The sequence below is a fragment of the Streptomyces sp. NBC_00569 genome (assembly GCF_036345255.1).
Lineage (GTDB): Bacteria > Actinomycetota > Actinomycetes > Streptomycetales > Streptomycetaceae > Streptomyces.
Genome location: NZ_CP107783.1, coordinates 1068035 through 1090710, shown reverse-complemented (window position 1 = coordinate 1090710; position 22676 = coordinate 1068035). Strand labels below are relative to the sequence as shown.

The following is a 22676-nucleotide window of genomic DNA, read 5'->3' as shown; positions in this document are numbered from 1 at the left end:
ATGACCCACCGACCGCGCCCGTGGGCACGGCCGTTCCCGGCGCTCACCGTGCTCGGCCCGCTGTCCATGGCCGGGCTGCTCGTCACCGGCTGTGCGGCCCGGGACCCCGGGCCCGCACTCTCCGCGGACGACACCGTCAAGGCCGCCACCCAGCTCCTCACCGACCGCTGCCTCACCGCGCAGGGCCTCACGCCGCCGCGCCCCGGCAGGCGGCCCGGCACGCAGGCCCAGGAGGAACGTCTGGCCGACGCCCTCTTCGGCGCCGGGCGCACGGAACTCTCCCTGAGGCTGCCGACCGGATACTCCGTGCGCGCCCACACCGACGGCTGCCTGGCCTCGGCACAGCGCGCCCTCTACGGCGACCAGCGCCGCTGGTTCCAGGTCTCGACCGTCGTCAACAACCTCAAGCCCGAAGCGGCCTACCGCAAGACCAGCCTCGCCTCGGTAAGAGCCGGACACCGCACCGAGGTCGCGGCCTGGCGGCGCCTTCGGGAGCACGCCCTGAACCGCGCGAGGGACCTCCTCGCCGACCAGGAACAGCAGCAACAGCATCAGCCGATTCCGCAGCAAGAGAAAGAGACGCAGTGATCATCAAGAACTCCGCCGCGCTCCTCGCGGCCGCCGCCCTCGCCTTGGGCGGCGCCGTCGCCACCTCGTCCTCCGCCTTCGGCGCCTCGTGCCCCAGCGGCCAGTTCTGTGCCTGGACGGACGCGAACTTCGGCGGTCAGCGCACCAACTGGTCGGGCGACGACCACGACTGGGAGGACCCCATCCAGGACCAGGACTCCTCCTGGGCGAACCATGGCATTTCGGGCCCTGGTATCAAGGACCACGTACAGGTCTACGAGAACCCGGGCCTCGTCGGTCTCGGCACCGTCTGCCTCGCCCCTGGCCAGGAGATCGCCTCCGACAGCTGGGGCAACGACAGCGGCGACTCCCATACGTGGAAAATGAGCTGCTGACCTCGCGCACCGCGTGACCGGACCGGAACGGGTGGCATGCCCTGCCGCCCGTTCCGGCCGGTTATGACTGCCGCACGCGCCACTGGGTATCAGGAGGTCTGCAGGGAAATTACTGTGCCGATCGATCCCATTGAGAGAACCGCATGACCGAGTACCTGGACGGGGCTTTGATGCCGACCGGTGCTGCCGACCCCGCCGAGCCGCTGCGCCGGGCGACGCAGTACACCGGAGAGCCGGGCTGCATCGCAGACGCGCGCGCCTTCGCCGAGGTGTTCCTCGAACAGCTGCGGTCCGAGTGGTGCGCCCTGATCGACGCCAGGTCACGCGGTGATCTGCTGCTCCTGGTCAGTGAGCTCGTCACCAACGCGGACCGTCACAGCCATGGCCCGTACGTCCTCGATCTCGAGGGATCGAAGGACGAAGTGGCCGTCACCGTCTACGACAGCAGCGTCGCCGTGCCCCGCCGCTTCGCCAAGGACCCCGCGCGCATCGGCGGACACGGTCTCGAGATTGTCCACGCCCTCGCCACCGAGGTCATCGTGGAGCGGGTGCCGGTCGGGAAGTGGATCAAGGCCGTCTTTAGACTGCGACCGTAATCGAACGGTTCTCGCGCGAGGAGACGACGACATCGACACGGCACCCGACCGCGAGCTGCTCAACGGCCTGGCCGAGGCGCTGCCCGGCCTCACCCTGATCGAGGACGGCGACGTGCTGTCCGGGCTCAGCCACGACGACGCGGAATGGGCACCGGTGGGCCGGGCGCTCGCGGCGGTCCGGGTGACGGACGCCGGCGAAGTGCAGCAGGTGGTGCGCGCCTGTGCCGTGCTGTCCGTACCCGTCGTGACCCGCGGTGCCGGCACCGGGCTCTCGGGCGGCGCGAACGCCACCGACGGCTGCCTGGTCCTCGACCTCTCGCGGATGAACCGCATCCTGGAGATCGACACCGAGAACCTGCTCGCCGTCGTACAGCCCGGTGTCGTCAACAACGACCTGAAGGCGGCCGTCGCCGAGCACGGCCTCTGGTATCCGCCGGACCCGGCCAGCGCCCCCTGGTCGACCATCGGCGGCAACGTGTCGACGAACGCCGGCGGCCTGTGCTGCCTCAAGTACGGCGTCACCCGCGACTACGTCCTCGGTCTCGAGGCAGTGATGGGCGGGCCCGCCGGCGAGTACGGCAGCCGCGTCCGGTTCGGCCGGCGCACCACGAAGGGTGTCAGCGGCTACGACCTGACCGGCCTCTTCGTCGGCTCGGAAGGCACCTTCGGAGTGATCACCGAGATCACGCTGCGCCTTCGTCCCGCGCCCGCCGCCGAACCCCGCACCGTCGTCGGCGCCTTCGACGGCCTCGTCGCGGCGGGCGCCGCCGTCGCGCTGTGCACCCGGCGCGGCCTCCAGCCCGCCGCCCTGGAACTCCTCGACCGGCACTGCATGCAGGCCGTCGAGGACTGGAAGCACCTCGGGATCGAACCCGGCGCCGCCGCGCTGCTCCTGGCGCGGATCGACGCGCCTGGTGACGCGGGCGCGGCGGAGGCGGCGGCGGTCGCCGAGGCGTTCGCGGACGCGGGGGCGCTCTGGGCCGAACAGTCCACCGACGCCGTCGAGGCCGAGGCGCTGTTCGACGTCCGCAGGCTCGCCTACCCCGCCCTCGAACGTCTGGGCCCCGTGCTGACCGAGGACATCTGTGTACCCCGCTCGGCCGTGCCCGCCATGCTGGCCACCGTCGAGGAGATCGGGCAGCGGCACGGGGTGCGGATCGCGACCATCGCGCACGCGGGGGACGGAAACCTCCACCCGCTCCTGATCACCCCGCCCGGCGACGCAGAGGCGCGCCGCGCGGCGCAGGCCGCGTTCGAGGAGCTGCTCGGCGCGGCGGTCGCCGCGGGCGGCACGGTCACCGGGGAGCACGGCGTCGGCCTGCTCAAGCGGGGCGGCATGCGGCAGGAACTCGGCCCCGAGGTCTGCGCGGTGCAGCGCGCGGTGAAGAACACCCTTGACCCGCTGGACCTGTTCAACCCGGGGAAGGTCGTCGGCGACCCCGACGCGAACTGACCCGGCATCGGGCCCTCTCCCGGCCCGCGGACTCCGGCCCGGCCGGCGCTTTCTGCAGCGCTTTGCCCGCCGCGCCGACCTAAATGAACTAATTGTGTGCTTATCCGACTTACGGTGCGTGTGTTGTCAGGGGGGCTGCGCGACGCGTCCCTCGCGGACGCGGGTTGGGATGCCGATGAGTGAGATCACCCGCAGAGGAGCCGTTGGTCTGGGACTCGGGATCGGCCTGGGTGCCGCCGCCGCGGGCCTTGCCGGATGCGGAACGGGCAGAGACGAGGACCGACCGCCTGCCGGCCCCGACCGCCAGCCCGACCGGGGCGCCCACCAGGGAAGGAAGGCCGCACCCCAGCTGATCGGTGACGGCTCGACGGCGTACACCGGCAAGCAGCCGAAGCAGCCCGAAGCGCCCGTCCCCCTTGAACCCGGCCAGCAGCCGCCGCAGTTCGTGATCTTCTCCTGGGACGGTGCGGGCGAGGTCGGCAAAGGCTTCTTCCCGCGCTTCCTCGAACTGGCCGAGAACCACGGCGCCCACATGACGTTCTTCCTGTCGGGCTTGTACCTCCTGCCCGAGTCGAAGAAGCGTCTCTACGACCCGCCGAACAACCCCGTAGGCGCCTCCGACATCGGGTACCTCACCGACGGGCACCTCAAGGAGACGCTGAAGTACGTGCGCCAGGCCTGGATGGACGGCCACGAGATCGGCACGCACTTCAACGGCCACTTCTGCGCCGGCTCGGGTTCCGTCGCCAACTGGACGCCCGCGCAGTGGCGCAGCGAGATCGAGCAGGCGGGCTCGTTCGTCAAGACCTGGCGTACGAACACGGGTTGGCACGAAGACGACCCCCTGCCGTTCGACTACGACACGGAAATCATCGGCGGCCGTACCCCCTGTCTGCTCGGCCGGGACAACCTGCTGCCCACCGCCCGCGAGCTGGGCTGGCGCTACGACGCCTCGTCGCCCGGCGGTGTCCAGCGCTGGCCCGAGAAGCGACAGGGACTGTGGGACCTGCCGCTCCAGGCCGTGCCGTTTCCCGGCCACACCTTCGAGGTCCTCTCGATGGACTACAACATCCTCGCCAATCAGTCGAAGAACTCCACGCGAGGGCCTTCCTACAACTACGCGGCCTGGCGCACGCAGGCCACCGAGTCGTATCTCGCGGGCTTCAAGAGGACGTACGAGACGAACCGGGCGCCGTTCTTCATCGGCAACCACTTCGAGGACTGGAACGGCGGGATCTACATGGACGCCGTCGAAGAGGCGCTCAAGCACATCGCCGGCAAGAAGGACGTACGCCTCGTCTCCTTCCGGCAGTTCGTCGACTGGTTGGACGCCCAGGACCCGAACGTGCTCGCCCGGCTCCGCTCGCTGGAGGTCGGAGAGGCACCCACGGGTGGCTGGTCGCAGTTCCTCGGTGACGTGGTCGCTGTACCCACCGGCGCCGCACGCAGCGGTGCCTAGGGCGTTGTGGCGTGTTGTCCGCCCCGCTGACGCACACTGGTCGGGACCTGATCAGTGACGGAGAGGCAGGCGCATGGACCGCTGGATCACCGCGGGAGTGGACGGATCGCCGGAGAGCTCGGCCGCCACGGCGTGGGCCGCGCGCGAAGCGGTCCGTCGCGGGTACGGGCTGCGCCTGCTGCACGCCTGGTCCCCGCTGCCGGACGTGGCGGCGGCCGCGCCCGATGCCGCGGCGCAGGCCGATTGGGCCAGAAGGGTGGCCGATGAGGCCGCGGCCGCCGTGGCGAGCGGTCACCCGCGGCTGCCGGTGTCGGTCGAGTCCCCGTCCGGCGCAGCCGTCCCCGCGCTCCTCGGCGCCGCCGCGGACGCGGAGCTCCTCGTCCTCGGCTCGCGGGGACACGGCGCACTCGTCGGCTTCCTCGTCGGGTCGGTCGGGCAGCAGGTCATCGCCGAGTCGGCGCGGCCCGTCGTCCTGGTCAGGGCCGACGACCGCGCCGAACCGGAGGCGGCGGGCCGCGAGATCGTCGTCGGCCAGGAGGGCGCGCCCGAGGACAGCCGCGCGGTCCTCGAGTTCGCCTTCGCCACCGCGTCCGCACGCGGCGCGACCCTCAAGGTCGTCCGCGCGTGGACACTGCCGCCCCTGTACGCGTACAGCCCCGCCTCGCTGAAGCTGCTCGACGAGGCCGGCGGCATGGAGCCGTACGAGCGGAAGGCGCTCGGCGAGGCGCTCGAACCGCTGCGCGCGCGGTATCCCGACGTGCCCGTGGTGGAGCAGGTCGAGATCGGCAGCGCCGGCCAGGTCCTTCTCGCGGCGGGTGCGGGGGCCCAGCTGGTGGTCGTGGGCCGCCGCGCCCGACGCTCGGCCGTCGGGTCCCGCATCGGGTCCGTCGCGCACGCCGTGATGCACCACGCGCCGTGCCCGGTGGCCGTCGTACCGCCCGCCTGAGCAGGGGACCTCAGCCGTCGGTGACGGTGATGGCCCGCACCGGACAGGCGCGGGCCGCCTCCCGCGCCAGAGGGTCGCCGGCGCCGTCGTCGCGACCCTCCAGCAGCTCGCTGAAGCCGTCGTCGTCCTGCGTGAACACGTTCGGCGCCGTCAGCGCGCACATGCCCGCACCCACACAGCTGTCCTTGTCGATCCGGATCCGCATGGTCTGCGCCTCTCTCACGGCTCGGGCGGTCACCACGTGACCGGGAGTTCGAGCATGCCCTGGATCGTGTCGCCCGGCTTGAACGGGATCTCCTCGGCGGGCGCCGCGAGGCGCAGCCCCGGCAGCCGCGCGAACAGCGACCGCAGGGCGATCTCCATCTCGGCCCGTGCCAGGTTCTGCCCCAGGCACTGGTGGACCCCGTAGCCGAACGCGAGGTGGTGGCGCGTGGGGCGGTGCCAGTCGAGGGAGTCGGGGTCAGTGAAGCTGTCGTCGTCGCGGTTGATGAGCGAGGTGGAGAAGACGACCCCGTCGTCCGCCCGGATGGTCTCGCCCGCGACCTCGATGTCCTCGGTGGCGACGCGCAGGATGCCGTCCGCGATGGACAGGAAGCGCAGCAGCTCCTCGACCGCGGCGGGCAGCAGCGAGTCGGCGGAGCGCAGCTCTTCCAGCCGGTCCGGATGGCGGAGCAGCGTGAACGTGCCGAGCGAGATCATGTTCGCAGTGGTCTCGTGCCCCGCGATCAGCAGGATCGTGGCGAGGCTGACGAGCTCCTCGCGGTCGATCTCCGTCTCGTCCGCGCCGCGGTGGATGAGCTCGTCGAGCAGTCCGTCGCCCCGCTCCCGCCGCTTGCGGTCGATCAACAAGCCCAGGTACGCGTCGAGCTGCCGGCGCGCGGCCTCCGTGTCCGTCACGTCCGGCCCGCGCAGCAGCCGCCGCGACTGCTCCTCGAAGAAGTCGTGATCGGCGTAGGGCACCCCGAGCAGTGAGCAGATCACCATCGACGGCACGGGCAGCGCGAACGCGCTCACCAGGTCCGCCGGCGGACCCTGCTCGACCATCGCGTCGAGGAGCCGGTCGACGGTCTCCTGGATGCGGGGCCGGAGTGCCGTGATCCGCTTGAGGGTGAAGCTCGGGATCAGCATGCGACGCTGGGCGTTGTGCTCGGGGTCGTCGACTCCGAGGAGGGCGATGCGCCGTTTGCGGGAGAGGGCGAAGCGCTCCGTGGGCATCGGGAAGGCGCGGTTCTCCCGGTCGGTGGACAGGCGCGGGTCGATGAGCAGGTCGCGCGCGACCGACTGGCCGGTGACCACCCACACGGTCCGCCCGTCGAAGAGCGAGACATGGGAGAGGGGCCGCGCCGAGCGCAGCGGATCGTAGGAGGCCGGCGGGTGGTAGGGACACGTGCGGTCCTGGGGGAAGGCGACGGTGTCCGGCGTGGGGGGTGTCACGGTCATGGTGACCTCGCAGGCGGTGAGTCTTCCTTGGTGATCTTCATTAGATGCCTCGGGCATCCAGTCGTCCACGCGAAGATCGGCCACTCCGCCCATCAGGGGCATCTGGCCGAACCCTGTTGTTCGGGTCCGGTCAAGGGCGTGTCCTGTCTGGTCGGGGCGTGTGGTCGGACCGGGGAGGCGGTCGGGGCATGTGCCACACGGCCGGAGCCGGTGGGGTGTCCTCGGGCGCGGCGCGGCTTGTTCGCGCCCCGTCGACCGAACGGGAGGCGACTGTGTCCACGGGGAAATGCGGATGATTGTGCGAGCGGCGGTAGGTATCGTCGCCGCACGTGGAACCACTGAACGAGAAACAGATCCGGTCGTCCTTCGTGAACTGCACGAAGGGTGAGGCCGCCCGGATGAAGCTCCCCCTCGACTTCGCCGAACTCCCCTGGGAGGACCTGGACTTCCTCGGCTGGATCGACCCGGGAGCGCCCCTGCGGGCCCACCTCGTGCGCCCCGGCCCCGACGGGCCCGTCGGCATCACCCTGCGGGTCCCCTCGGTGAGCCGGACCAGCGCCGTGAAGTCCAGCATCTGCCAGGTGTGCCTGACCGGGCACGCCTCCTCCGGTGTCGCCCTCCTCGCGGCGCCCCTGGCGGGAGCGCGCGGGCGGGAGGGCAACACCGTCGGCATCTACCTCTGCGCCGACCTCGCCTGCTCGCTCTATCTGCGCGGCAAGCGGCAGCCCAAGCTGAGGGCGGGCCGTTACGAGGAGTCACTCTCGCTCGACGAGCGGATCGCCCGTGCCATGAGCAACCTGGACGCCTTCACGGCGAGGGTCACCGGGGTCGCCTGACCGGGGTTCGGACAGGGTCTCGTCGTGACCGGGGTGTGCGGCTGGAGGCGTTGTCGTGATCGGGGTGCGGGACGGCTTGTCGTGACCGGTTTCGCGGCACGGGCCATGTCGTGGTTCGCGGCACGGGGCTTTGCCGTGACGGGATTTGGGGCGGGACGCCTTACATCGCTGCCGCGTCCAGCAGCGGGATGAGCTGCTCCTCCTCGTGGAGCAGGTGCCTCTCCAGTTCGTCCGTGAGCCGCTCCACCTCGGGGAGCACCAGGCCGGGGTCAGCGCCGTTGGTGGAGACCGTCTCCTGCAGCCGTGCGAGGAGTGCGGCGATCCGCTCGTGCTCCTCGCGCATCAGCTCCAGGACCGCGCCGAGCTCCGGGTGGCGCGAACCGATGAACGGGAACAGTGCGGCGTCCTCTCCGGCGTGATGGTTGTGCAGTCCCTTGCAGAGCGTGAGGCAGTTGACGCGGAGCTGGGCGCCGAGGCCGGGGCCCGACTCCGCGATCTCCCTGCGGATCAGGCCCAGTTCACGCCGGATCCCGTCATGGACAGCCTTGAGCCCGTCACCCCAAGTCGTCGCTCCCGTCACGTTCGGCGGGCCGCTCTCGATCGCGCGCAGGGCGACCACAGGGATGACCCGGGACGTCTTCGCCTGGTACTCGGCCCAGCCCGGATCGCGCTCGACGGCCCGGGCGAACGCGGCGTCGCGCTCCGCGCCGGCCAGGACCTCGGCCTCCGCCACGTAGGTGAACACGCCGTCCTCGACGGTGACGCGGGGGGTGGCCACGAGATTGTGGAACCAGTCCGGATTGCTGGGCGCTCCGCCGGCCGAGGCGATCACCAGGACGCGCTCGCCGCCGTCGGGGAGGAAGCCGACGGGTGTGGTGTGTGCGGTGCCCGAGCGGGCCCCCGTGGTGGTGAGGAGGAGGATCCGGCCACCTTCGAAGGGGCCTGAGAGCCGGCCGCGATTGGCTCGGAACTCGTCGATGACGTGCTGATTGAAATCGTTGGGCATTCTCTTCTTTCGTCTCCGGAACATACGAGAAATCTGGATCGCGGAAGCAAAAGAAGATCGGCGGGCCTCGCGCCCGCCCCGGCCTCACTCGGAGGCCGGGTGCCCTACTCGTTGATGGCCCATGGCCGACCCGGCAGTCACGGGGCGAGACCCTAGTTCATTCGGGCGGGGGGCGGCAATGCGTTTTTGGAGCGGGCTCCGGTGGGGGTCTGCTGCGGTGTGCATTTTTGGGTGCGGGCTCGGTGCGGGGTCCGCAGGTTCGTTTTGGGTGCGGGTGCGGGTGCGGGTGCAGGAGCAGGTTCGGGGCGGTGGGGCTGCTGATGTGTGTTCTCAGGTGCCGGTGCGGGCTGCTCAGGTTTGATTTTGGGTGCGGGGCCGCGGGGGCATGTACGTGCTCGCTGTTCTATGGGTGTGCGTTGGCTAGTTGGTCGCCTGAATGTGGTGCTGGTGGCTGCGCGCGCACATGCCCCCGCGTCCCCTCCCGTCTCGTACGCGGCTCACCGCGCGGTGGGGCTGCCGGTCCTCGGGCACGTTCTGTGCGCGGCTGTCCAGTCGGTGGGGGCTGCCGGTCCTCGGGGCGCGTCTGGTGCGCGGTGGTTCGCCGGTGGGGCTGCCGGTCCTGGAACCACGTCTTGTGCGCGGCTGTCCAGTCGGTGGGGGCTGCCGGTCCTCGGGGCGCGTCTGGTGCGCGGTGGTTCGCCGGTGGGGCTGCCGGTCCTGGAACCACGTCTTGTACGCGGCTGTCCGCTCGGGTGGGCTGCCGGTCCTCGGGGCGCGTCTCGTGCGCGGCTGTTCGCCGGTGGGGCTCCTGGTCTTCGGCCCCTCAGTCCCGTACGGGGCTGAGGGGCCGGCGGGGGATTGCGTTCGCCAGTCCGGGGCGGCCCTCGTCGGCGCCCCGGAGCGTGCTTACGTCCTACTGGACCTTCGCCTGGATCGCCGAGATGCAGGAGGCGATGGCCTGCTGGAGGTCTTCGAGGCGCTTGAGCATGTCGTCCTCGTAGACCTCGTCCTCGGCGTCGTCGAGGGTGAGTTCCTCGAAGACCTTCGTCGCCTTCTGCAGGCTGTTGTAGAACTTCGCCCTGCGCTCCTTCACCCGGAGGTCGGGGTCGCTCTCGACGGTCTTGGTGACGAGCTCGCGGACGCTGTCGTACGCCTCACGCGCCCACTCGCCCGCCTCCTCGCCGTCGTCCAGCTCGTCGATCAGGGAGAGGTGGCGCTCGGCCTCCTCGCGCAGTTCGCGCGGCGCTTCGATCTTCTGGCCGGCCGGTGTCTTGATCTGGCCGTTCTCCGCGATCTGACGCACGTACTCGACCCGGTCACCGGCCTTCGCCTCGGCGGCGACGGCCTTCTTGAGGTCGTCTGCCCGCACGATGTCCCTGACCAGCTCGGTGCGCAGGGCGGGGTCCTCCTCCAGGCGGTCCATCAGGGCCTTCCTGGCCGCCTCGGCGGTGCCTGGGTCGGCGAGGATCGCGGCGCGCAGCGCGGTCGGGTTCTCGGCGACCTCCAGAGCCTTGGTCGGGCGGATGCCCTCGGCCTCGGCGGCCGCCGAGATCGCGTGGCCGCGCGGTGACACGGCGATGGAGCGCGACGCGTAGTACGACAACCAGACGTCGGAGTCCGGGAGTTCGACGTCCTGGCCCGGGGCGAGCGCCTCGAAGTGCGGCACGAGTCCGTCGTCGGCGGCCTTGTCCCAGGCCTTGTAGTAGCGCATGACGCGCTCGGCCGAGCAGCCCGCCAGCTCGCTGAACCGGCGGGCCGAGACCTTGGGCGTCTCACCCACGGCCTGCCCGCCGGGACGCACACTGCGCGCCACCATGAGGGCGAACGCCCAGCCGCCGGTCCGGGCATAGACGCCGAAGGCGCGTGCGTCCTCGGCGATCGGCTCGGAGACCTCCGACGTGTCCTCCGGTGTCTCGTCCGGGGTGTTTTCCGGGGTCCCGCCCGGCACCCAGATGTTCGCCTCGGTCTCGGCGGGCCCGGCCTGCGCCGGGACGGCCTCTTCGGAGGTGACGTCCGTCGCGGCGGATTCGGTCGCTTCGGTCGGGGCGATCGCTGAGGTCACGTAGGGTCTCCTGAGGCGTCTCGGGCTGACGAAGGTTGACGCGCTACTTTATCCCTCCTAATGGACCGTTTTGTACGCGGGTTGTCGTGTGGGTCCTCAGGCTCGGTGCTCGATCTTGCCGGCCACCACCACGGTTTCGGCGACGGTGCCCGGGATGTCCTCGGGCGCGGCGCTCAGGATGTCGCGGGACAGGACCACGAAGTCCGCTGCCTTGCCCACGCTCAGTGAACCCCGCTCGTGCTCAAGGAAGTTGGCGTACGCGGAGCCCATGGTGTACCCGTACACCGCGGTCTCCACGTCCACGGTCTCGCCGGGCATCCAGGGCTCGCCGCCGGCCAGCGGGCGCCGGGTCACAGCCGTGTAGATGCCGACCATGGGGTCCATCTCGGCCACGTTCCAGTCGCTGGAGAAGGCGAGGACCGCGCCCGACTCGTGGAGGCTGCGCATGGGCCAGGCCTTGTGCCAGCGGTCGGTGCCGACGTTCTCGGCCCAGTCCTTGCCGGGGCCGGCGACCTCGGGGGCGCAGTGCCTCGGCTGCATGCAGGCGACCACGCCGAGCGCGGCGAAGCGCGCGGTGTCGGCCGGGTCGAGGCATTCGACGTGGACGACCTGGTGGCGGGCGTCCCGCTCACCGTTGACCGTACGGGCGTGCTCGACGGCGTCGAGGACCGTGCGGATGCCGCGGTCGCCGGTCGCGTGGACGAAGCACTGGAAGCCGCGCGCGTCGAGCTTGGCGAGGAGGCCCGCGAACTCCTCCGGCGGGTAGAACGTCTCGCCGCGGTGGTGGCCGCACCCCGTGTACGGCTCCAGGAGCGCGGCGGTGCGCGGCTCGACGACGTCGTCTATGTAGAGCTTCAGCGGTCCGACGCGCAGCCGGTCGTCGGCGTGGCGGTCCGCGGCGGCGGCGAAGTCGTCGAGGTCGGCGTCGGTGGTGCCGCGCGGGTGGAAGAGGGCGGCGACGATGCGCGAGCGGAGCCGGCCCTCGGCGCGGGCACGCTCGAACAGGGCGAGGTCGTCGATGGAGTTCTGCGGTTCGACGACGGTCGTGATGCCGAAGCGGATCGCGTCGTCGAGCGACTTGGCGAGGCGCCCGTACTGACGGTCGGCCGAGGCCCACGGCACGCCGAGCCGCTGGAGCGCCCGATGCCCGTCGCGTGACAGGCCCTTGACGGCGAAGTCCTTGATGAATCCGGTGGGTTCACCGGTCTCGGGGTCGGTCGCGGCCTCGCCGAACGGCAGGCTCGTACGGTCCCTGTCGATGCCGAGGCAGCGCAGCGCGGCCGTGTTCAGCCACGCGGTGTGCACGTCGTAGCTGAGGACGAACGCGGGGGTGTCGCCGGTCACCGGGTCGAGGTCGGCGGCGGTGGGCATCCGGCCGCCGGGGATCGCCGAGTAGTCGAACGCCTCCGCCTCGATCCAGGCGGCCCCCGGGTGTGCCGTCCGCCACACGCGGATCCGGTCGTGGATCTCGTCGAGCGTGTCCGCGCCGGACAGCTGGACGCAGGCGTCGTCGGAGCCGAGCCGTACGTGGTTGTGCGCGTCGATGAAGCCGGGCAGGACGAGCTTCCCGCCGGCGTCGACGACCTCGGTGCCGGGCCCCGTCCAGGCCTCGGCGTCCGCGTCGGCCCCGAGCCAGACGATCTTGCCGTCGCGCACGGCGAGTGCCTGCGCCTCGGGCAGCGCCGGGTCGACGGTGTGGACGCGCGCGCCGCGCAGGACGAGGTCGGCGGGGGCGGGGGAGTGGGACATGAGGGGTAACTCCTCTGGTGATACGGGTGTTCGGGAGAGGGTCTACGCGGCGGGGGCGACGGTCCGCCGGGCGAGCGCCCAGTACACGAGGGCGGAGACGACCGAGCCGAGCAAGGTCAGGTCGGCGCCGCCGAGTGGGGCGACCAGCGGCCCGGTCCAGAGCTCGGAGTCGCAGGTCAGCGAGGCGAAGACGATGCCGCAGAGCAGGGCGACGACACCGGCCGGGTGGTAGCCGCCCCGGTACCAGTACGCGCCGTCGCGACCGGTGTGCAGGGAGGGAGCGTCGTACCGGCAGCGGCGCATCACCATGTCGGCGAGGAAGACGCCGCCCCACGGTGCGAAGACGATGATCAGCAGGGACAGGAACGACAGCAGCGAGTCGGTGAAGTCCGTGAGGAACAGCGCGTAGAGCGAGCCGGCCACCGTGACGCCCGCGCTGATGAGGATCGCCTTGGAGCGGCTCCACGGGATGCCGAGGACCTGGAGGTTCAGGCTCGACGAGTACAGCGTGATGATCGAGTTCGTGACCGAGCCGCCGAGCACCAGGGCCAGGAAGAGGGGCTGGAACCAGCCCGGCAGCAGCCCCTCCGTGCCGGCCACCGCGTCGGACATGTCGGCCTGCGTGGCGGCGGCGACCCCCGCGACACCGAGCGCGACCGAGGAGACGAGCCCGCCGAGCGCGCCGCTCCAGGTGATCGAGCGCAGCGAGGTGGTGCGCGGCAGGTAGCGGGTGTAGTCGGCGGGCATCGGGACGTACGAGAACGGGCCCGCCAGCATCACGACGAACGCGAGGCTCCAGCCCGAGGCGCCGGGGACGCCGCCGGTCGACGCGCCGGTGTCGGCGCCCGGGATCAGGAACACGAGGAGCGCGGCGAAGCCGACGGCGAGGATGTACGCCATCCAGCGCTCGGCGAACTGCACGGTGGCGTGGCCCCACAGCGCGACGGCGAAGGTGAGCACCATCGTGACGGCCAGCGCGAAGGCGCGGGCGGTGGAGCCGTGCCAGCCGAGGTCCGCGCAGAACGCTTCGAGGGCGAGCGCGCCGACCACCGTGTTCACGATCGTGTAGCCGATCGAGACGACCCAGTTGAGCAGGCCGGCGGGCCAGTTCCCGCGGACGCCGAAGGGCGCGCGGGAGATCACCAGGGTCGCGGTGCCGGTGCGGATTCCGCTCAGTCCGGCGGCGCTGATCGCGAAGAACGCCAGGCCGCCGATGACGACGGCCGCGGTCGCCTGCCAGAACGAGAGCCCGAAGGACACGGCGAGGGCGCCGTTGATCACGTACGTGAAGGTGAGGTTCGAGCCGAACCAGAGCCAGAAGAGGTCCTTGGCGCCGCCGTGCCGTTCCTCGTCGGGGATGGGGTCGATGCCGTGGGTCTCCACCTGGAAGACCTCGTCACCGGTGGCGGCGACCGTCGGTCCGGCCTCCACGGGTCCGGGGTCCGCGGTGTGCTGCTGTGTCATCCCGCCGTCCTTGAATGTCGTTCTAACTTCTTGAACGGCATTCAAGATGCGCCTCCTCGTCGCATACGTCAAGACCCCACCGGGAAATCGCCGGATAGGGTCATGGCGTCGGGATCACGGATCAGGGAGGCGCGGCGGTGGCGGCTACGGCGCGACGGCGCGACGGGCAGGTCGCCCAGGAGCGGATGCTCGAAGAGGCGATGACGGCGATCGCCGAGGACGGCCTGGCGTCGCTCACGATGTCGGCGCTCGGCAAGCGACTGGGCACCAGCGGCGGCCACATCCTGTACTACTTCGGCAGCAAGGACCGCCTCCTCCTCGAAGCCCTGCGCTGGAGCGAGAGCGGCCTGGCCGACCAGCGCCGGGCACTCCTGTCCCGGCGCGTCACCGCCGAACGCAAGCTCGACCAGTTCGTCGAGCTGTACCTGCCCCGTGGCCCGCGCGACCCGCGCTGGACGCTGTGGATCGAGCTGTGGGCCCGCACCTCCACCGACGAGGCGCTGCGCGAGGCCCAGGACGAGCTGGACCGGGGCTGGCAGGAGGACCTGGAGACCCTTCTGGACAGGGGGGTCAGACAGGGACGCTTCGCACCCCTCGACACCGCCGAGCGCGCCTCCCAACTCCTCGCCCTGCTGGACGGATTGAGCACCCGCATCGTGATCGGCCAGCGCGGCGCCGAGCGGTCCGCGGTACTCGCCACCGCGCGCTCCGCGGCCGAACGGCTGGTGGCGCGGGCCTGACGGCCGGCGCGGTCGCGTCCGCGTACCCGTCGGGGGCGGGAAAAGGGGTGTGGCGTTCGCCGCTCACCGGCACTGGCATGATCGGTGTCATGGCAGATCGCGTAATCGCCGCGTGTGACGGGGCGTCGAAAGGAAATCCAGGGCCCGCCGGCTGGGCCTGGGTCATCGCCGACGGCGGGGAGACCCCGGTCCGCTGGGAGGCGGGCGCGCTGGGCACGGCGACGAACAACGTCGCGGAGCTCACCGCCCTGGAGCGCCTCCTCGCCGCCACGGACCCGGGCGAGCGGCTCGAGGTCCGGATGGACTCCCAGTACGCGATGAAGGCGGTCACGGCGTGGCTGCCCGGCTGGAAGCGCAACGGGTGGAAGACCTCGGCGGGCAAGCCGGTCGCCAACCAGGAGCTCGTCACCCGCATCGACGCGCTGCTCGAAGGGCGTGCCGTCGAGTTCCGGTACGTCCCCGCGCACCAGGTCGACGGCGACCGGCTGAACGACTTCGCCGACCGGGCCGCGAGCCAGGCCGCCGTCGTCCAGGAACCGGCGGGCACCGACTACGGGTCCCCGGAACCCCCGGCGTCACCCGACACGGTCGCCGGCCCGGCGAAGCGGAAGCCCAAGTCGGCCTCGGCACGATCCAAGACGGCCTCGACCCGCACGCTCAACGCCAAGTTCCCCGGCCGCTGCGTCTGTGGCCGGTCCTACGCGGCCGGCGAGCCCATCGCCAAGAACCCGAAGGGATGGGGCCACCCGGAATGCCGTACGGGTGCGGGCGCCGCGGAGTGACCCGGGCAGGTGGTCAGGGCCCGGTGGCCGGCGTGAGGACGACGGGATCCGCGTGACCCCGGCACCGGACGTCGCGCCGGGGCCGGACCTCGACCCTGATCCCGCGGCCCCGGTGACACCGGGCCCCTGGGACGGCCGCCCGTCCCTGTGGCTGCTCAGGACCCCGGGGCGCGGAGAACCGCAGCCCGCACTGGACGACTCCGCTCTCGACGCGGACGAGCGGGCCCGGGCAGCCGCCTTCGTGCGGAACTCGGACCGCGGCCTGTACCTGGCTGCACACATCTCCCTGCGTCGGCTCCTCGGCGCCTGTCTGGCGACCTCGCCGGGGAATCTCCGGTTCACCCGCGAGCCGTGTCCGCAGTGCGGCGGCCCGCACGGACGCCCGGCCCTGCCCGGCCCCCACCCGCCGCTGCACTTCTCCCTCTCGCACTGCGAGGGGCTCGTCCTGATCGGCGTGGCGGGAAGCCCGGTGGGCGTGGACGCCGAGCGGGTGCCGGACCCCGGGACCGTGGGTGACCTGGTGAAGGTGCTGCACCCGGCGGAACGCGCCGATCTCGCCGCGCTCCCGGCGGAGGCACGCGCCGCGGCCTTCTGCCGGGTATGGTCCCGCAAGGAGGCCTACCTCAAGGGCGTCGGCGTCGGCCTGGGCCGCGCCCTGGACGCCGACTACGTGGGTGACCGTCCACGCCACGATGCCGTCCACCCTTCCGGCTGGTCCCTGCGCTCCCTCGACCTCGGACCGCTGCGCGGCACACACGCCGCCGCGGTCGCCCTGCGGGACACCGCGCCGCCGGTCCTGCGCATCCTGCCCGACGCGTACCCGCACCCCCCTCAACAGGCGCGCCGCACATAACCGTCGCTGCCGGGAGTCGTCACGTCGTGGTCCCTGCGGACGATGTCCAATCGCCTTCCGAATGCGCGGCAGGCCTTGCGCAGGCCGGCGTCGGTGTACTCGATCACCACGACCCGGTCGTCGAAGGCCTTCGCGTACACACCGCACTCGTCGTAGGCGCCGCACTCCTCGGCGACGGCGAAGTCGGCACCCAACCGACGGCTGCCGGGGGCCAGTTCGGCGGTGTTCTTCTGGCCGACGGCGAGCCCGGCCCGGTGCCCGCGCTTCACCAGCAACGCCATGAACGCCGTAGCGTCCCGCGCGCTCAGCAGGCCCTTCGAGCGCGTGTAACTGTCGTAGTTGTCCGGCTCGACCGCGTCGAAGTCATGATCAGCGCAACCGTCGATCCAGGGGCCGACGCGGGCCGCCACCCGCGCGCGCTTCTTCGCCGTGCCGATGTCGAGGAGCGGCTCGTCCCAGTCCCGGTCGACGACGATCCGGCCGTTCCGGTCGCGCAGCAGCAAATCGTCCGGCCAGTCGTCCCGTTGGTCGGGCTGTGCCTGGAAGGCGTTGACGTAACAGATGTTGTACAGGCCGGGGGCGGGCCGCGCCGACCGGTCGCGGCTCACGACGCCGACGTCCTTCGCGGGCGGATAGGCGCCACCGATCTGGTAGTCGAAGCCCGCGTGCCGGGGCGGCGGAGTCCAGTTGCCCGCGCCGCCTTCGCCCTTTCCGTCCCCGGACGAGCACCCGACGACGAGCGAGGACAGCAGGGCGGTGATCAGGACGGGGATGAGCACGTTCGTGCCGCGTGACGCCATGCCCCATTTGATCACTGGCCCCACACTGCGGGACGGATCAGGTGGCCACCTGGATGACGCCCCACTTCACGGTGCCGCCCGATCCGTACATGACCAGGTGCATGTTGATGGTCGTGTCGGGGGAGCCGTTAGTGTTTCCGGTACCGGACCTTTCAGGGGAGTTGCGTTGACCAGACTGCGCTGCGCCGTGCTCGACGACTACCAAGGCGTGGCCTTGTCCATGGCGGACTGGACCAGAGTGGGGACGGACGTCGAAGTCCGTTCCCTGCAGCGCCACTTGCCGACCGAGGACGCCGTCGTCGCGGCGGCCGGCGACTGCGAGATCGTGGTCGCGATGAGGGAGCGCACCCCCTTCACGGACACCCTCTTCGCCCGCCTTCCGCAGCTGCGACTCCTCATCACCTCGGGGATGCGCAACGCCTCCATCGACCTGGCCGCAGCGGCCCGGCACGGGGTCACGGTGTGCGGCACCGCCAGCAACTCCGAGCCGCCCGTCGAACTGACCTGGGCGATCATCCTCGGCCTCGCCCGGAACGTGGTGCGCGAGAGCAACGCCCTGCGCGACGCGGGCCCCTGGCAGAGCACCCTCGGCGCCGACCTGCACGGGCGCCGCCTCGGCCTCCTCGGGCTCGGGAAGATCGGCACCAAGGTCGGCCATGTGGGCCAGGCCTTCGGCATGGACGTGGCAGCGTGGAGCGAGAACCTCACCGAAGAGCGCGCGGCGGCGGCCGGTGTCACCCTCGCGTCCTCCAAGGAGGACCTCCTGGAGAGCAGTGACTTCGTCTCCGTCCACCTCGTGCTCAGCGACCGCACGCGCGGCCTGATCGGCGCGGACGAAATGAAGCGCATGCGCTCCACCGCCTACCTGGTCAACACCTCGCGCGCCGCGATCGTCGACCAGGACGCCCTGGTACGTGCCCTGCACGACGGCTGGATCGCGGGCGCGGGCGCCGACGTCTTCGAGACGGAGCCGCTTCCGGCCGACCATCCGCTGCGCACCGCCCCGAACTTCCTCGGCCTGCCGCACCTCGGCTATGTCACCCGCCGCAACTACGAGGGCTATTTCGAGGGCGCGGTCGAGGACATCGAGGCGTTCCTCGCGGGGAGCCCCGTGCGCACGCTGACGGCCTGAGCGGGGAGAGTGGCGCCCCGGGCCGGGCGCGGGGCGAATGGGCGGGCCGGGTAGGGTCCGGCGGTACGTGTGATGCCACGGGGGCCGCACGTTTTCGGTGGTGACGGGGGCAGGGACGATGCGGCGCTGGATCAAGGTGGCGGTGGCGGCCGCGGCAGTCCTCGGCCTGGGTGGCTACATAGCGGAGCCGTACGCGCAGGACTGGTGGCTCGTCGGACGCGCCTGCGACGGGGCCCTGCCCCGCGACTCCGTCGCACAACTCACGCCTGACGACGCGCAGTTCACGAAGGGGGAGTCGCACGGCGTTCCGGAGCTCGGCTTCTACGGGTGCAGCCTCTCGTACGACGGGGACCACACCGAGGATGTGGCGATGATCGGTATGGCGGCGTACACCGGCCGCGACGACCAGGACCGGGAGTTCAAGAGGGTCTTCACGGAGGGCGGCTTCGAGCAGCAGATGGTGCTGTCGGGCGGGCTGCCCGGGATCGTCGACGGCTACGGAGTCATCCGGATCGTGACACGGTGCCCCGCGCTGGGCAAGGACACCGAGGGCAGGCCACGGAAGATGCTGGTCCGCATCGGGATGTCCAGGAACGTGGACAGGAGTGCCTCCGGAGCCGTCTACCGCACGGCACTGGCCCTCGCCGACTCGGCCTCGAAGAAGCTCGGTTGCGGTGCCAGGCCCCTCAAGACACCGCAGCGGACCAACGGTTTCGACACCGAGGAGCGATGGCGGCGGGCCGTGTCCCCGGCGAAGGCGGAGGGCACCGGGTGCGACTGGATGGCCGGAGCGGGTCTGGCGAAGAGCGAGGGGTGGCGTCTCGTCGCGGAGGCGAACGACACGGCACCCACGAGTAGTTGCAGGCTCCGCACAGATGGGGGCGACGGCGCGTACCGGGCCGGTATGACGTTCGGCGCCTGGTACGGGGACTGGAGCAACCGCCTCACGGCATCGGACGACAACGGCGAGCGCCGGCCCCTGACCGCCGCGGCCCGCTGCGACGGAGAGGCGGCCAACTTCGCGCTCGACGCGACGAAGGACACGCCCGGTATCGACAAGGCGGACCGGCGGCGCCTGCTCAGGGAGTTCGCCGAGGACCAGGTGCGGCGGCGCGGCTGCTCCGGACTGCGGTTCTTCTGACGGACAGCGACGCGGCGCTGTCCGTCAGAAACGCTCGACGTAGGTGATCCACAGGGCCCGTACGTAGTAGTCGTCCATCAACTGCCGCATGGCGGTGGCGCGTTCGGAAGGGATGCCACGCTCCTTCGCCCAGCGGTCGAGCACCGTGAACATCTGGCGCCGGCCGTCCGTCACATCGCCGCGCAGAGGTCCCGACGTGGGCCGGTCGGCGATGTCACCCATCGGCGGGCGGGTCGTGAGCCGGTGCGACGCGGGCCGGAAGGTGCCGCGGCTGTGCTGGCGTACCGACGTGTCGAACGCCGCGACGTCCTTGATCGTGCCGTCCTTCGCGTAGCCGGACCGCAGGGCCATGAGGGTGCCGATGCGGTCGGCCAGGTCCTGGAGGTCGTTGTCGGTCCAGGTCGTCGGGGTCGCGTACTTGTCGCCGGGGCGGTAAGAGGGGTCGCCGCCCTGCTGGGTCAGCCGCTCCAGATAGTGCGCGAGCTGGGCGCGGTGCGCGTCGTAGAGGATGGCGAACGACTCGGGGTTCTTGGCGAGTTCGGTGACCAGACCAGGGACGTCGGCACTCACGTCCGCGTACCGGTCCCCGTACTCGAAGGTGGCGTGGGCCTCGCCGGGGGAGAGGAAACGGCCCAGCCGGACCCAGCCGTGGCTGTCCAGGGCGGCTTCGGCCGGGGGCGCGGCAGGTCCGGTCACGTCGTCCGACGTGGCCCCCCCGAAGTCGTCGTCGCGGAGGGCATCCACCTCGTACTCGGCGAGCATCCGCGCCACCGAGGGTGCGAGGGCCGCCGGGATCTCGCGGTCGCTGAGGGCCGCGGCCACGGCGTAGGCGCTGCGGGCCTGCGCCATGGTGTGCGGCTTACCGGGCCCGGACGCGCGGGTGCCCGCGTCGATGACCCGGCCGAGGGTGCGGGCCCCGTCCCCGCAGAACCCGTCGTGCGCGAGAAGCTTCTTGGCACCACCGATACGGTCCATGCTGTCACCGGGGTCCAGCGCCTTCGTGGCTGCGGCGGGATCGGCCGCGAGGGCGCGCGTCGTGTCGGACACCGAGGTGCAGGGTTCGGCGTCCTCACCGGATCCGGTGAGGACCAGCGGCACCGCGACCGCTGCGACGACGGCGACCGCCACCGCCGACGACAGCAGTCGGTGAGCACGCAACCGGCCGGCCAGGCGCCGCACCGCAGTGGCACCGGCACCGCTCGCGGGTGTCGCGTCGCCGCGCTCGTCATCGCTCTTGTCGTCGTACTCGCTCACGGCGCCGCCGCCGCTTCCCCCATCGCGCATCCGGGCAGAGTAGCGGCCCGTGGAGCTGCGGGCGTGGGCGGGGGAGCGCGCCGGGGACACGCGGACGGAACGCCTGGCGAGGAACAGACTGCTGACGTGCCACTCGCTGATGAACTACCTCGTGGTGCACAGCAGTTGTCATCACAGGATTCGCGCCGCGGAGCATGCTGGCGCGTTCCGCCGCTGAGAGGCACGTGCGCGGCCCGGCGAAACCCGGACGTCCGGCCGCAAAACCGCAGCTCAACGGTTTTCGCAGGTCACGATGGGTGGCGTAACTTCGGCGCAACGCGGCAGGTGGGTGCGGTGGGGTAGCTTCGGGTCCGGAAAGCAGGTGACGAACGGTGGTGAACCACCCCACGCGTGACGAAAACCCCCGCACCCGGGTCGGCCCCCACACCTCGGCGGCACCCCACCCCGGGCCGAGCGGGCGCGGCGGGTCGCCGACACGCTTCGCCAGCAGATCACCTGCGGTGTCTACCCGCACGGGATGCTGCCCGACGAGCGTGAGCTCGGCCATGCGCTCGGCGCCACCCGCAACGTCATCAGGGAAGCCCTCGCGCTGCTGCGAGACGAAGGGCTGATCGTCCGCAGACGCGGCATCGGCACCCGGGTCGTGACGGCGAAGTACGGGCACCGCCTCGAACGCCTCACCGGCCTCGCGGAGACACTCGTCGACCACGGCACCGTGACCAACGAGGTGCGTGCGGCCCGGATCGTGCCGCACGCACCGAAGGCGGTCACCGAACGACTCCGGCTGCTCGACGGGTCCGGCGCCGTGTACCTGGAGCGTCTGGGGAGCCTGGACGGCCGTCCCCTCTCCGTCGACTCGACCTGGCTCGCCCCCGACATCGGCCGGCCCCTGCTCGACCGCGATCTGGCCCACCGGGACGTCTTCGACCTCATTGAGGAGACGACGGGACACCGCCTCGGCAGCGCGGAGGTCACCGTGCACGCCATCACCGCCGAACCGGGCACCGCGCGGCTCCTCGAAATCCCCGCGGGCGCGGCTCTGTTCGCATCGACCGCCTGACGTGCCTTGCCGACGGCCGCCCCGTGGACGCGGAGACCCTGCGGGTGCGCGCCGATCGCTTCGCTCTGCAGGCTCTGGTCCACCGGGGTCCCGTACCGCCCCGCACCTGACCGAAGTCCCCCGCACGCACCGCCCTTCCCGGAGGCACCCCCATGCCCATGCACCTCGACGTCCTCACCCTGTTGCTCCTCGCCCTGTTCGGGCTCGCGGGAGGCATCGGGATCACCGCGGTGGGGCCCGGCGGTGTGCTGCCCACGATCGGGATGTTCCTGCTGACGGGGCTCTCCCCGACCGGCGTCGCGGGCACCGCCATCGCCACGCATATGGCGACCGGCGTCCTCGGCACGGCCGCGTACACCCGCTCGGGACAGCTGCGGGACGCCGTCACGCGTCGCACGGCGACGGTCCTCGCCGTGGCCGCACTCGTCGGGACACCTCTCGGGGTCCTGCTCAACACCCTTGTCTCGGGGCGGGGGTTCGGGATGCTGCTCGCGTGCGCCGTCACGGTGACGGGTGTCCTGGTGTGGGTGCGCGAGCGCCGTACGCCGGTCGAGGGGAGCGAGCCGGGGGTGTGCCGCGCACGCTCATCGCTTCGGTGGGCTTCGGAGTTGCCGTCGTGGCCGGGCTCTTCGGCCTCGGCGGTCCGATGCTGAACGTGCCCCTCCTGGTCGTCTGCGGGCTCCCGGTGCTGTCCGCCCTGGCCGCGGCGCAGGCGCAGTCCGTGGTGATCGCGGCGATCGGCACGGTCGGGTACGTGCTGCACGGATCCGTCGACCGGGGGCTCTCCGCGCTGGTCGGAGTGCCGGAGCTGGTCGGTGTGATCGTGGGCTGGAGGATCGCCCACGCCGTGCCCGCACGCCGGCTCAAGTACGCCCTCGTGGGAACGCTCCTGGCGCCGGCTCCGTACCTCGCCCTCCACACCTGAGGTCCGGGCCCGCCCT

Annotated in this window: 23 protein-coding genes; 15 read left to right on the top strand and 8 right to left on the bottom strand. The window is 71.5% G+C overall.

The window, feature by feature from the left end; translation table 11 throughout:
• The 6 genes from OHO83_RS05085 to OHO83_RS05060 all read left to right on the top strand — a co-directional run bounded on the left by OHO83_RS05085 (window position 1) and on the right by OHO83_RS05060 (window position 5416).
• Complete coding sequence (locus OHO83_RS05085; RefSeq protein ID WP_443066031.1) at window positions 1-588, top strand: hypothetical protein; 588 nt, start codon at window positions 1-3, stop codon at window positions 586-588.
• Between the two features lie 2 nt (window positions 589-590).
• Window positions 591-962 (top strand): peptidase inhibitor family I36 protein, encoded by a 372-nt coding sequence (locus tag OHO83_RS05080; RefSeq protein WP_266680198.1) that lies wholly within the window; start codon window positions 591-593, stop codon window positions 960-962.
• A gap of 143 nt (window positions 963-1105) precedes the next feature.
• Entirely contained in the window at window positions 1106-1558 is a 453-nt protein-coding gene (locus OHO83_RS05075; RefSeq protein WP_266678468.1) for an ATP-binding protein, read from the top strand.
• Window positions 1559-1613: 55 nt separating this feature from the next.
• Complete coding sequence (locus OHO83_RS05070; protein WP_443066093.1) at window positions 1614-3011, top strand: FAD-binding oxidoreductase; 1398 nt, start codon at window positions 1614-1616, stop codon at window positions 3009-3011.
• Window positions 3012-3186: 175 nt separating this feature from the next.
• Window positions 3187-4470: a hypothetical protein gene (locus OHO83_RS05065; protein ID WP_329432266.1), complete on the top strand. Its 1284-nt coding sequence runs from the start codon at window positions 3187-3189 to the stop codon at window positions 4468-4470.
• 73 nt (window positions 4471-4543) lie between these two features.
• Window positions 4544-5416, top strand: a complete 873-nt coding sequence (locus OHO83_RS05060; RefSeq protein ID WP_266678474.1) for a universal stress protein — start codon at window positions 4544-4546, stop codon at window positions 5414-5416.
• Window positions 5417-5426: 10 nt separating this feature from the next.
• Here the strand turns inward: OHO83_RS05060 and OHO83_RS05055 are convergent, their stop codons facing one another.
• Both OHO83_RS05055 and OHO83_RS05050 read right to left on the bottom strand, forming a co-directional pair.
• Window positions 5427-5621: a ferredoxin gene (locus OHO83_RS05055; RefSeq protein WP_266678476.1), complete on the bottom strand. Its 195-nt coding sequence runs from the start codon at window positions 5619-5621 to the stop codon at window positions 5427-5429.
• A 29-nt stretch (window positions 5622-5650) separates the two neighbouring features.
• Window positions 5651-6856, bottom strand: a complete 1206-nt coding sequence (locus tag OHO83_RS05050) for a cytochrome P450 (RefSeq protein ID WP_330278777.1) — start codon at window positions 6854-6856, stop codon at window positions 5651-5653.
• Window positions 6857-7185: 329 nt separating this feature from the next.
• Between OHO83_RS05050 and OHO83_RS05045 the strand changes: the two genes are divergently transcribed.
• The gene (locus OHO83_RS05045; RefSeq protein ID WP_266678480.1) at window positions 7186-7692 is read left to right on the top strand and encodes an FBP domain-containing protein; all 507 of its coding nucleotides are present in this window, start codon (window positions 7186-7188) and stop codon (window positions 7690-7692) included.
• A gap of 160 nt (window positions 7693-7852) precedes the next feature.
• On the opposite strand, the gene OHO83_RS05040 is transcribed toward OHO83_RS05045, so the two are convergent.
• The 4 genes from OHO83_RS05040 to OHO83_RS05025 form a co-directional block, all read right to left on the bottom strand.
• Window positions 7853-8698: a nitroreductase/quinone reductase family protein gene (locus OHO83_RS05040; protein WP_330278776.1), complete on the bottom strand. Its 846-nt coding sequence runs from the start codon at window positions 8696-8698 to the stop codon at window positions 7853-7855.
• A 913-nt stretch (window positions 8699-9611) separates the two neighbouring features.
• Window positions 9612-10577 carry a hypothetical protein gene (locus tag OHO83_RS05035; protein ID WP_266680200.1) on the bottom strand — a complete coding sequence of 322 codons (966 nt, stop codon included), beginning with the start codon at window positions 10575-10577 and terminating at the stop codon, window positions 9612-9614.
• Between the two features lie 279 nt (window positions 10578-10856).
• On the bottom strand, window positions 10857-12509 hold the full coding sequence (locus tag OHO83_RS05030; protein WP_330278775.1) for an amidohydrolase: 1653 nt from the start codon (window positions 12507-12509) through the stop codon (window positions 10857-10859).
• Window positions 12510-12551: 42 nt separating this feature from the next.
• Window positions 12552-13973, bottom strand: a complete 1422-nt coding sequence (locus OHO83_RS05025) for a purine-cytosine permease family protein (protein WP_330278774.1) — start codon at window positions 13971-13973, stop codon at window positions 12552-12554.
• Window positions 13974-14110: 137 nt separating this feature from the next.
• On the opposite strand from OHO83_RS05025, the gene OHO83_RS05020 reads away from it, so the two are divergent.
• From OHO83_RS05020 to OHO83_RS05010, 3 genes are all read left to right on the top strand, one after another.
• Complete coding sequence (locus OHO83_RS05020) at window positions 14111-14713, top strand: TetR/AcrR family transcriptional regulator (protein WP_266678488.1); 603 nt, start codon at window positions 14111-14113, stop codon at window positions 14711-14713.
• 77 nt (window positions 14714-14790) lie between these two features.
• Complete coding sequence (locus tag OHO83_RS05015; protein WP_330278773.1) at window positions 14791-15495, top strand: ribonuclease H family protein; 705 nt, start codon at window positions 14791-14793, stop codon at window positions 15493-15495.
• A gap of 52 nt (window positions 15496-15547) precedes the next feature.
• Window positions 15548-16348: a 4'-phosphopantetheinyl transferase family protein gene (locus OHO83_RS05010; RefSeq protein WP_266678492.1), complete on the top strand. Its 801-nt coding sequence runs from the start codon at window positions 15548-15550 to the stop codon at window positions 16346-16348.
• Here the strand turns inward: OHO83_RS05010 and OHO83_RS05005 are convergent.
• Complete coding sequence (locus tag OHO83_RS05005; RefSeq protein ID WP_330278772.1) at window positions 16327-17148, bottom strand: endo alpha-1,4 polygalactosaminidase; 822 nt, start codon at window positions 17146-17148, stop codon at window positions 16327-16329. The genes OHO83_RS05010 and OHO83_RS05005 overlap by 22 nt on opposite strands.
• A gap of 220 nt (window positions 17149-17368) precedes the next feature.
• On the opposite strand from OHO83_RS05005, the gene OHO83_RS05000 reads away from it, so the two are divergent.
• Window positions 17369-18280, top strand: coding sequence for a D-2-hydroxyacid dehydrogenase family protein (locus OHO83_RS05000; RefSeq protein ID WP_266680202.1), 912 nt, complete (start codon window positions 17369-17371; stop codon window positions 18278-18280).
• 100 nt (window positions 18281-18380) lie between these two features.
• Window positions 18381-19421 (top strand): hypothetical protein, encoded by a 1041-nt coding sequence (locus OHO83_RS04995; RefSeq protein WP_330278771.1) that lies wholly within the window; start codon window positions 18381-18383, stop codon window positions 19419-19421.
• A gap of 24 nt (window positions 19422-19445) precedes the next feature.
• Here OHO83_RS04995 and OHO83_RS04990 read toward each other — a convergent pair whose 3' ends face one another.
• The gene (locus OHO83_RS04990) at window positions 19446-20705 is read right to left on the bottom strand and encodes a hypothetical protein (RefSeq protein WP_330278770.1); all 1260 of its coding nucleotides are present in this window, start codon (window positions 20703-20705) and stop codon (window positions 19446-19448) included.
• Between the two features lie 487 nt (window positions 20706-21192).
• Here OHO83_RS04990 and OHO83_RS04985 point away from each other — a divergent pair, with 487 nt between their 5' ends.
• The 3 genes from OHO83_RS04985 to OHO83_RS04975 all read left to right on the top strand — a co-directional run bounded on the left by OHO83_RS04985 (window position 21193) and on the right by OHO83_RS04975 (window position 22660).
• Window positions 21193-21735: a GntR family transcriptional regulator gene (locus OHO83_RS04985; RefSeq protein WP_330278769.1), complete on the top strand. Its 543-nt coding sequence runs from the start codon at window positions 21193-21195 to the stop codon at window positions 21733-21735.
• Window positions 21736-21887: 152 nt separating this feature from the next.
• Window positions 21888-22388, top strand: a complete 501-nt coding sequence (locus OHO83_RS04980) for a sulfite exporter TauE/SafE family protein (RefSeq protein ID WP_330278768.1) — start codon at window positions 21888-21890, stop codon at window positions 22386-22388.
• A complete protein-coding gene (locus tag OHO83_RS04975; protein WP_330278767.1) occupies window positions 22307-22660 on the top strand; it encodes a sulfite exporter TauE/SafE family protein in 354 nt (117 codons plus the stop codon). The genes OHO83_RS04980 and OHO83_RS04975 overlap by 82 nt, the downstream gene beginning before the upstream one ends.
• Window positions 22661-22676: the final 16 nt, after the last annotated feature.

Excerpts from the sequence above, each read along its gene's own strand:
- OHO83_RS05040 (WP_330278776.1), bottom strand. The coding sequence starts at position 8,698 with ATGCCCAACGATTTCAATCAGCACGTCATCGACGAGTTCCGAGCCAAT.
- OHO83_RS05075 (WP_266678468.1), top strand. The coding sequence starts at position 1,106 with ATGACCGAGTACCTGGACGGGGCTTTGATGCCGACCGGTGCTGCCGAC.
- OHO83_RS05060 (WP_266678474.1), top strand. The coding sequence starts at position 4,544 with ATGGACCGCTGGATCACCGCGGGAGTGGACGGATCGCCGGAGAGCTCG.
- OHO83_RS05000 (WP_266680202.1), top strand. The coding sequence starts at position 17,369 with ATGGCGGACTGGACCAGAGTGGGGACGGACGTCGAAGTCCGTTCCCTG.
- OHO83_RS05065 (WP_329432266.1), top strand. The coding sequence starts at position 3,187 with ATGAGTGAGATCACCCGCAGAGGAGCCGTTGGTCTGGGACTCGGGATC.
- OHO83_RS05050 (WP_330278777.1), bottom strand. The coding sequence starts at position 6,856 with ATGACCGTGACACCCCCCACGCCGGACACCGTCGCCTTCCCCCAGGAC.
- OHO83_RS05005 (WP_330278772.1), bottom strand. The coding sequence starts at position 17,148 with ATGGCGTCACGCGGCACGAACGTGCTCATCCCCGTCCTGATCACCGCC.
- OHO83_RS04980 (WP_330278768.1), top strand. The coding sequence starts at position 21,888 with ATGCCCATGCACCTCGACGTCCTCACCCTGTTGCTCCTCGCCCTGTTC.
- OHO83_RS04990 (WP_330278770.1), bottom strand. The coding sequence starts at position 20,705 with ATGCGCGATGGGGGAAGCGGCGGCGGCGCCGTGAGCGAGTACGACGAC.
- OHO83_RS04985 (WP_330278769.1), top strand. The coding sequence starts at position 21,193 with ATGCTGCCCGACGAGCGTGAGCTCGGCCATGCGCTCGGCGCCACCCGC.
- OHO83_RS05015 (WP_330278773.1), top strand. The coding sequence starts at position 14,791 with ATGATCGGTGTCATGGCAGATCGCGTAATCGCCGCGTGTGACGGGGCG.
- OHO83_RS05085 (WP_443066031.1), top strand. The coding sequence starts at position 1 with ATGACCCACCGACCGCGCCCGTGGGCACGGCCGTTCCCGGCGCTCACC.
- OHO83_RS05030 (WP_330278775.1), bottom strand. The coding sequence starts at position 12,509 with ATGTCCCACTCCCCCGCCCCCGCCGACCTCGTCCTGCGCGGCGCGCGC.
- OHO83_RS05025 (WP_330278774.1), bottom strand. The coding sequence starts at position 13,973 with ATGACACAGCAGCACACCGCGGACCCCGGACCCGTGGAGGCCGGACCG.
- OHO83_RS05055 (WP_266678476.1), bottom strand. The coding sequence starts at position 5,621 with ATGCGGATCCGGATCGACAAGGACAGCTGTGTGGGTGCGGGCATGTGC.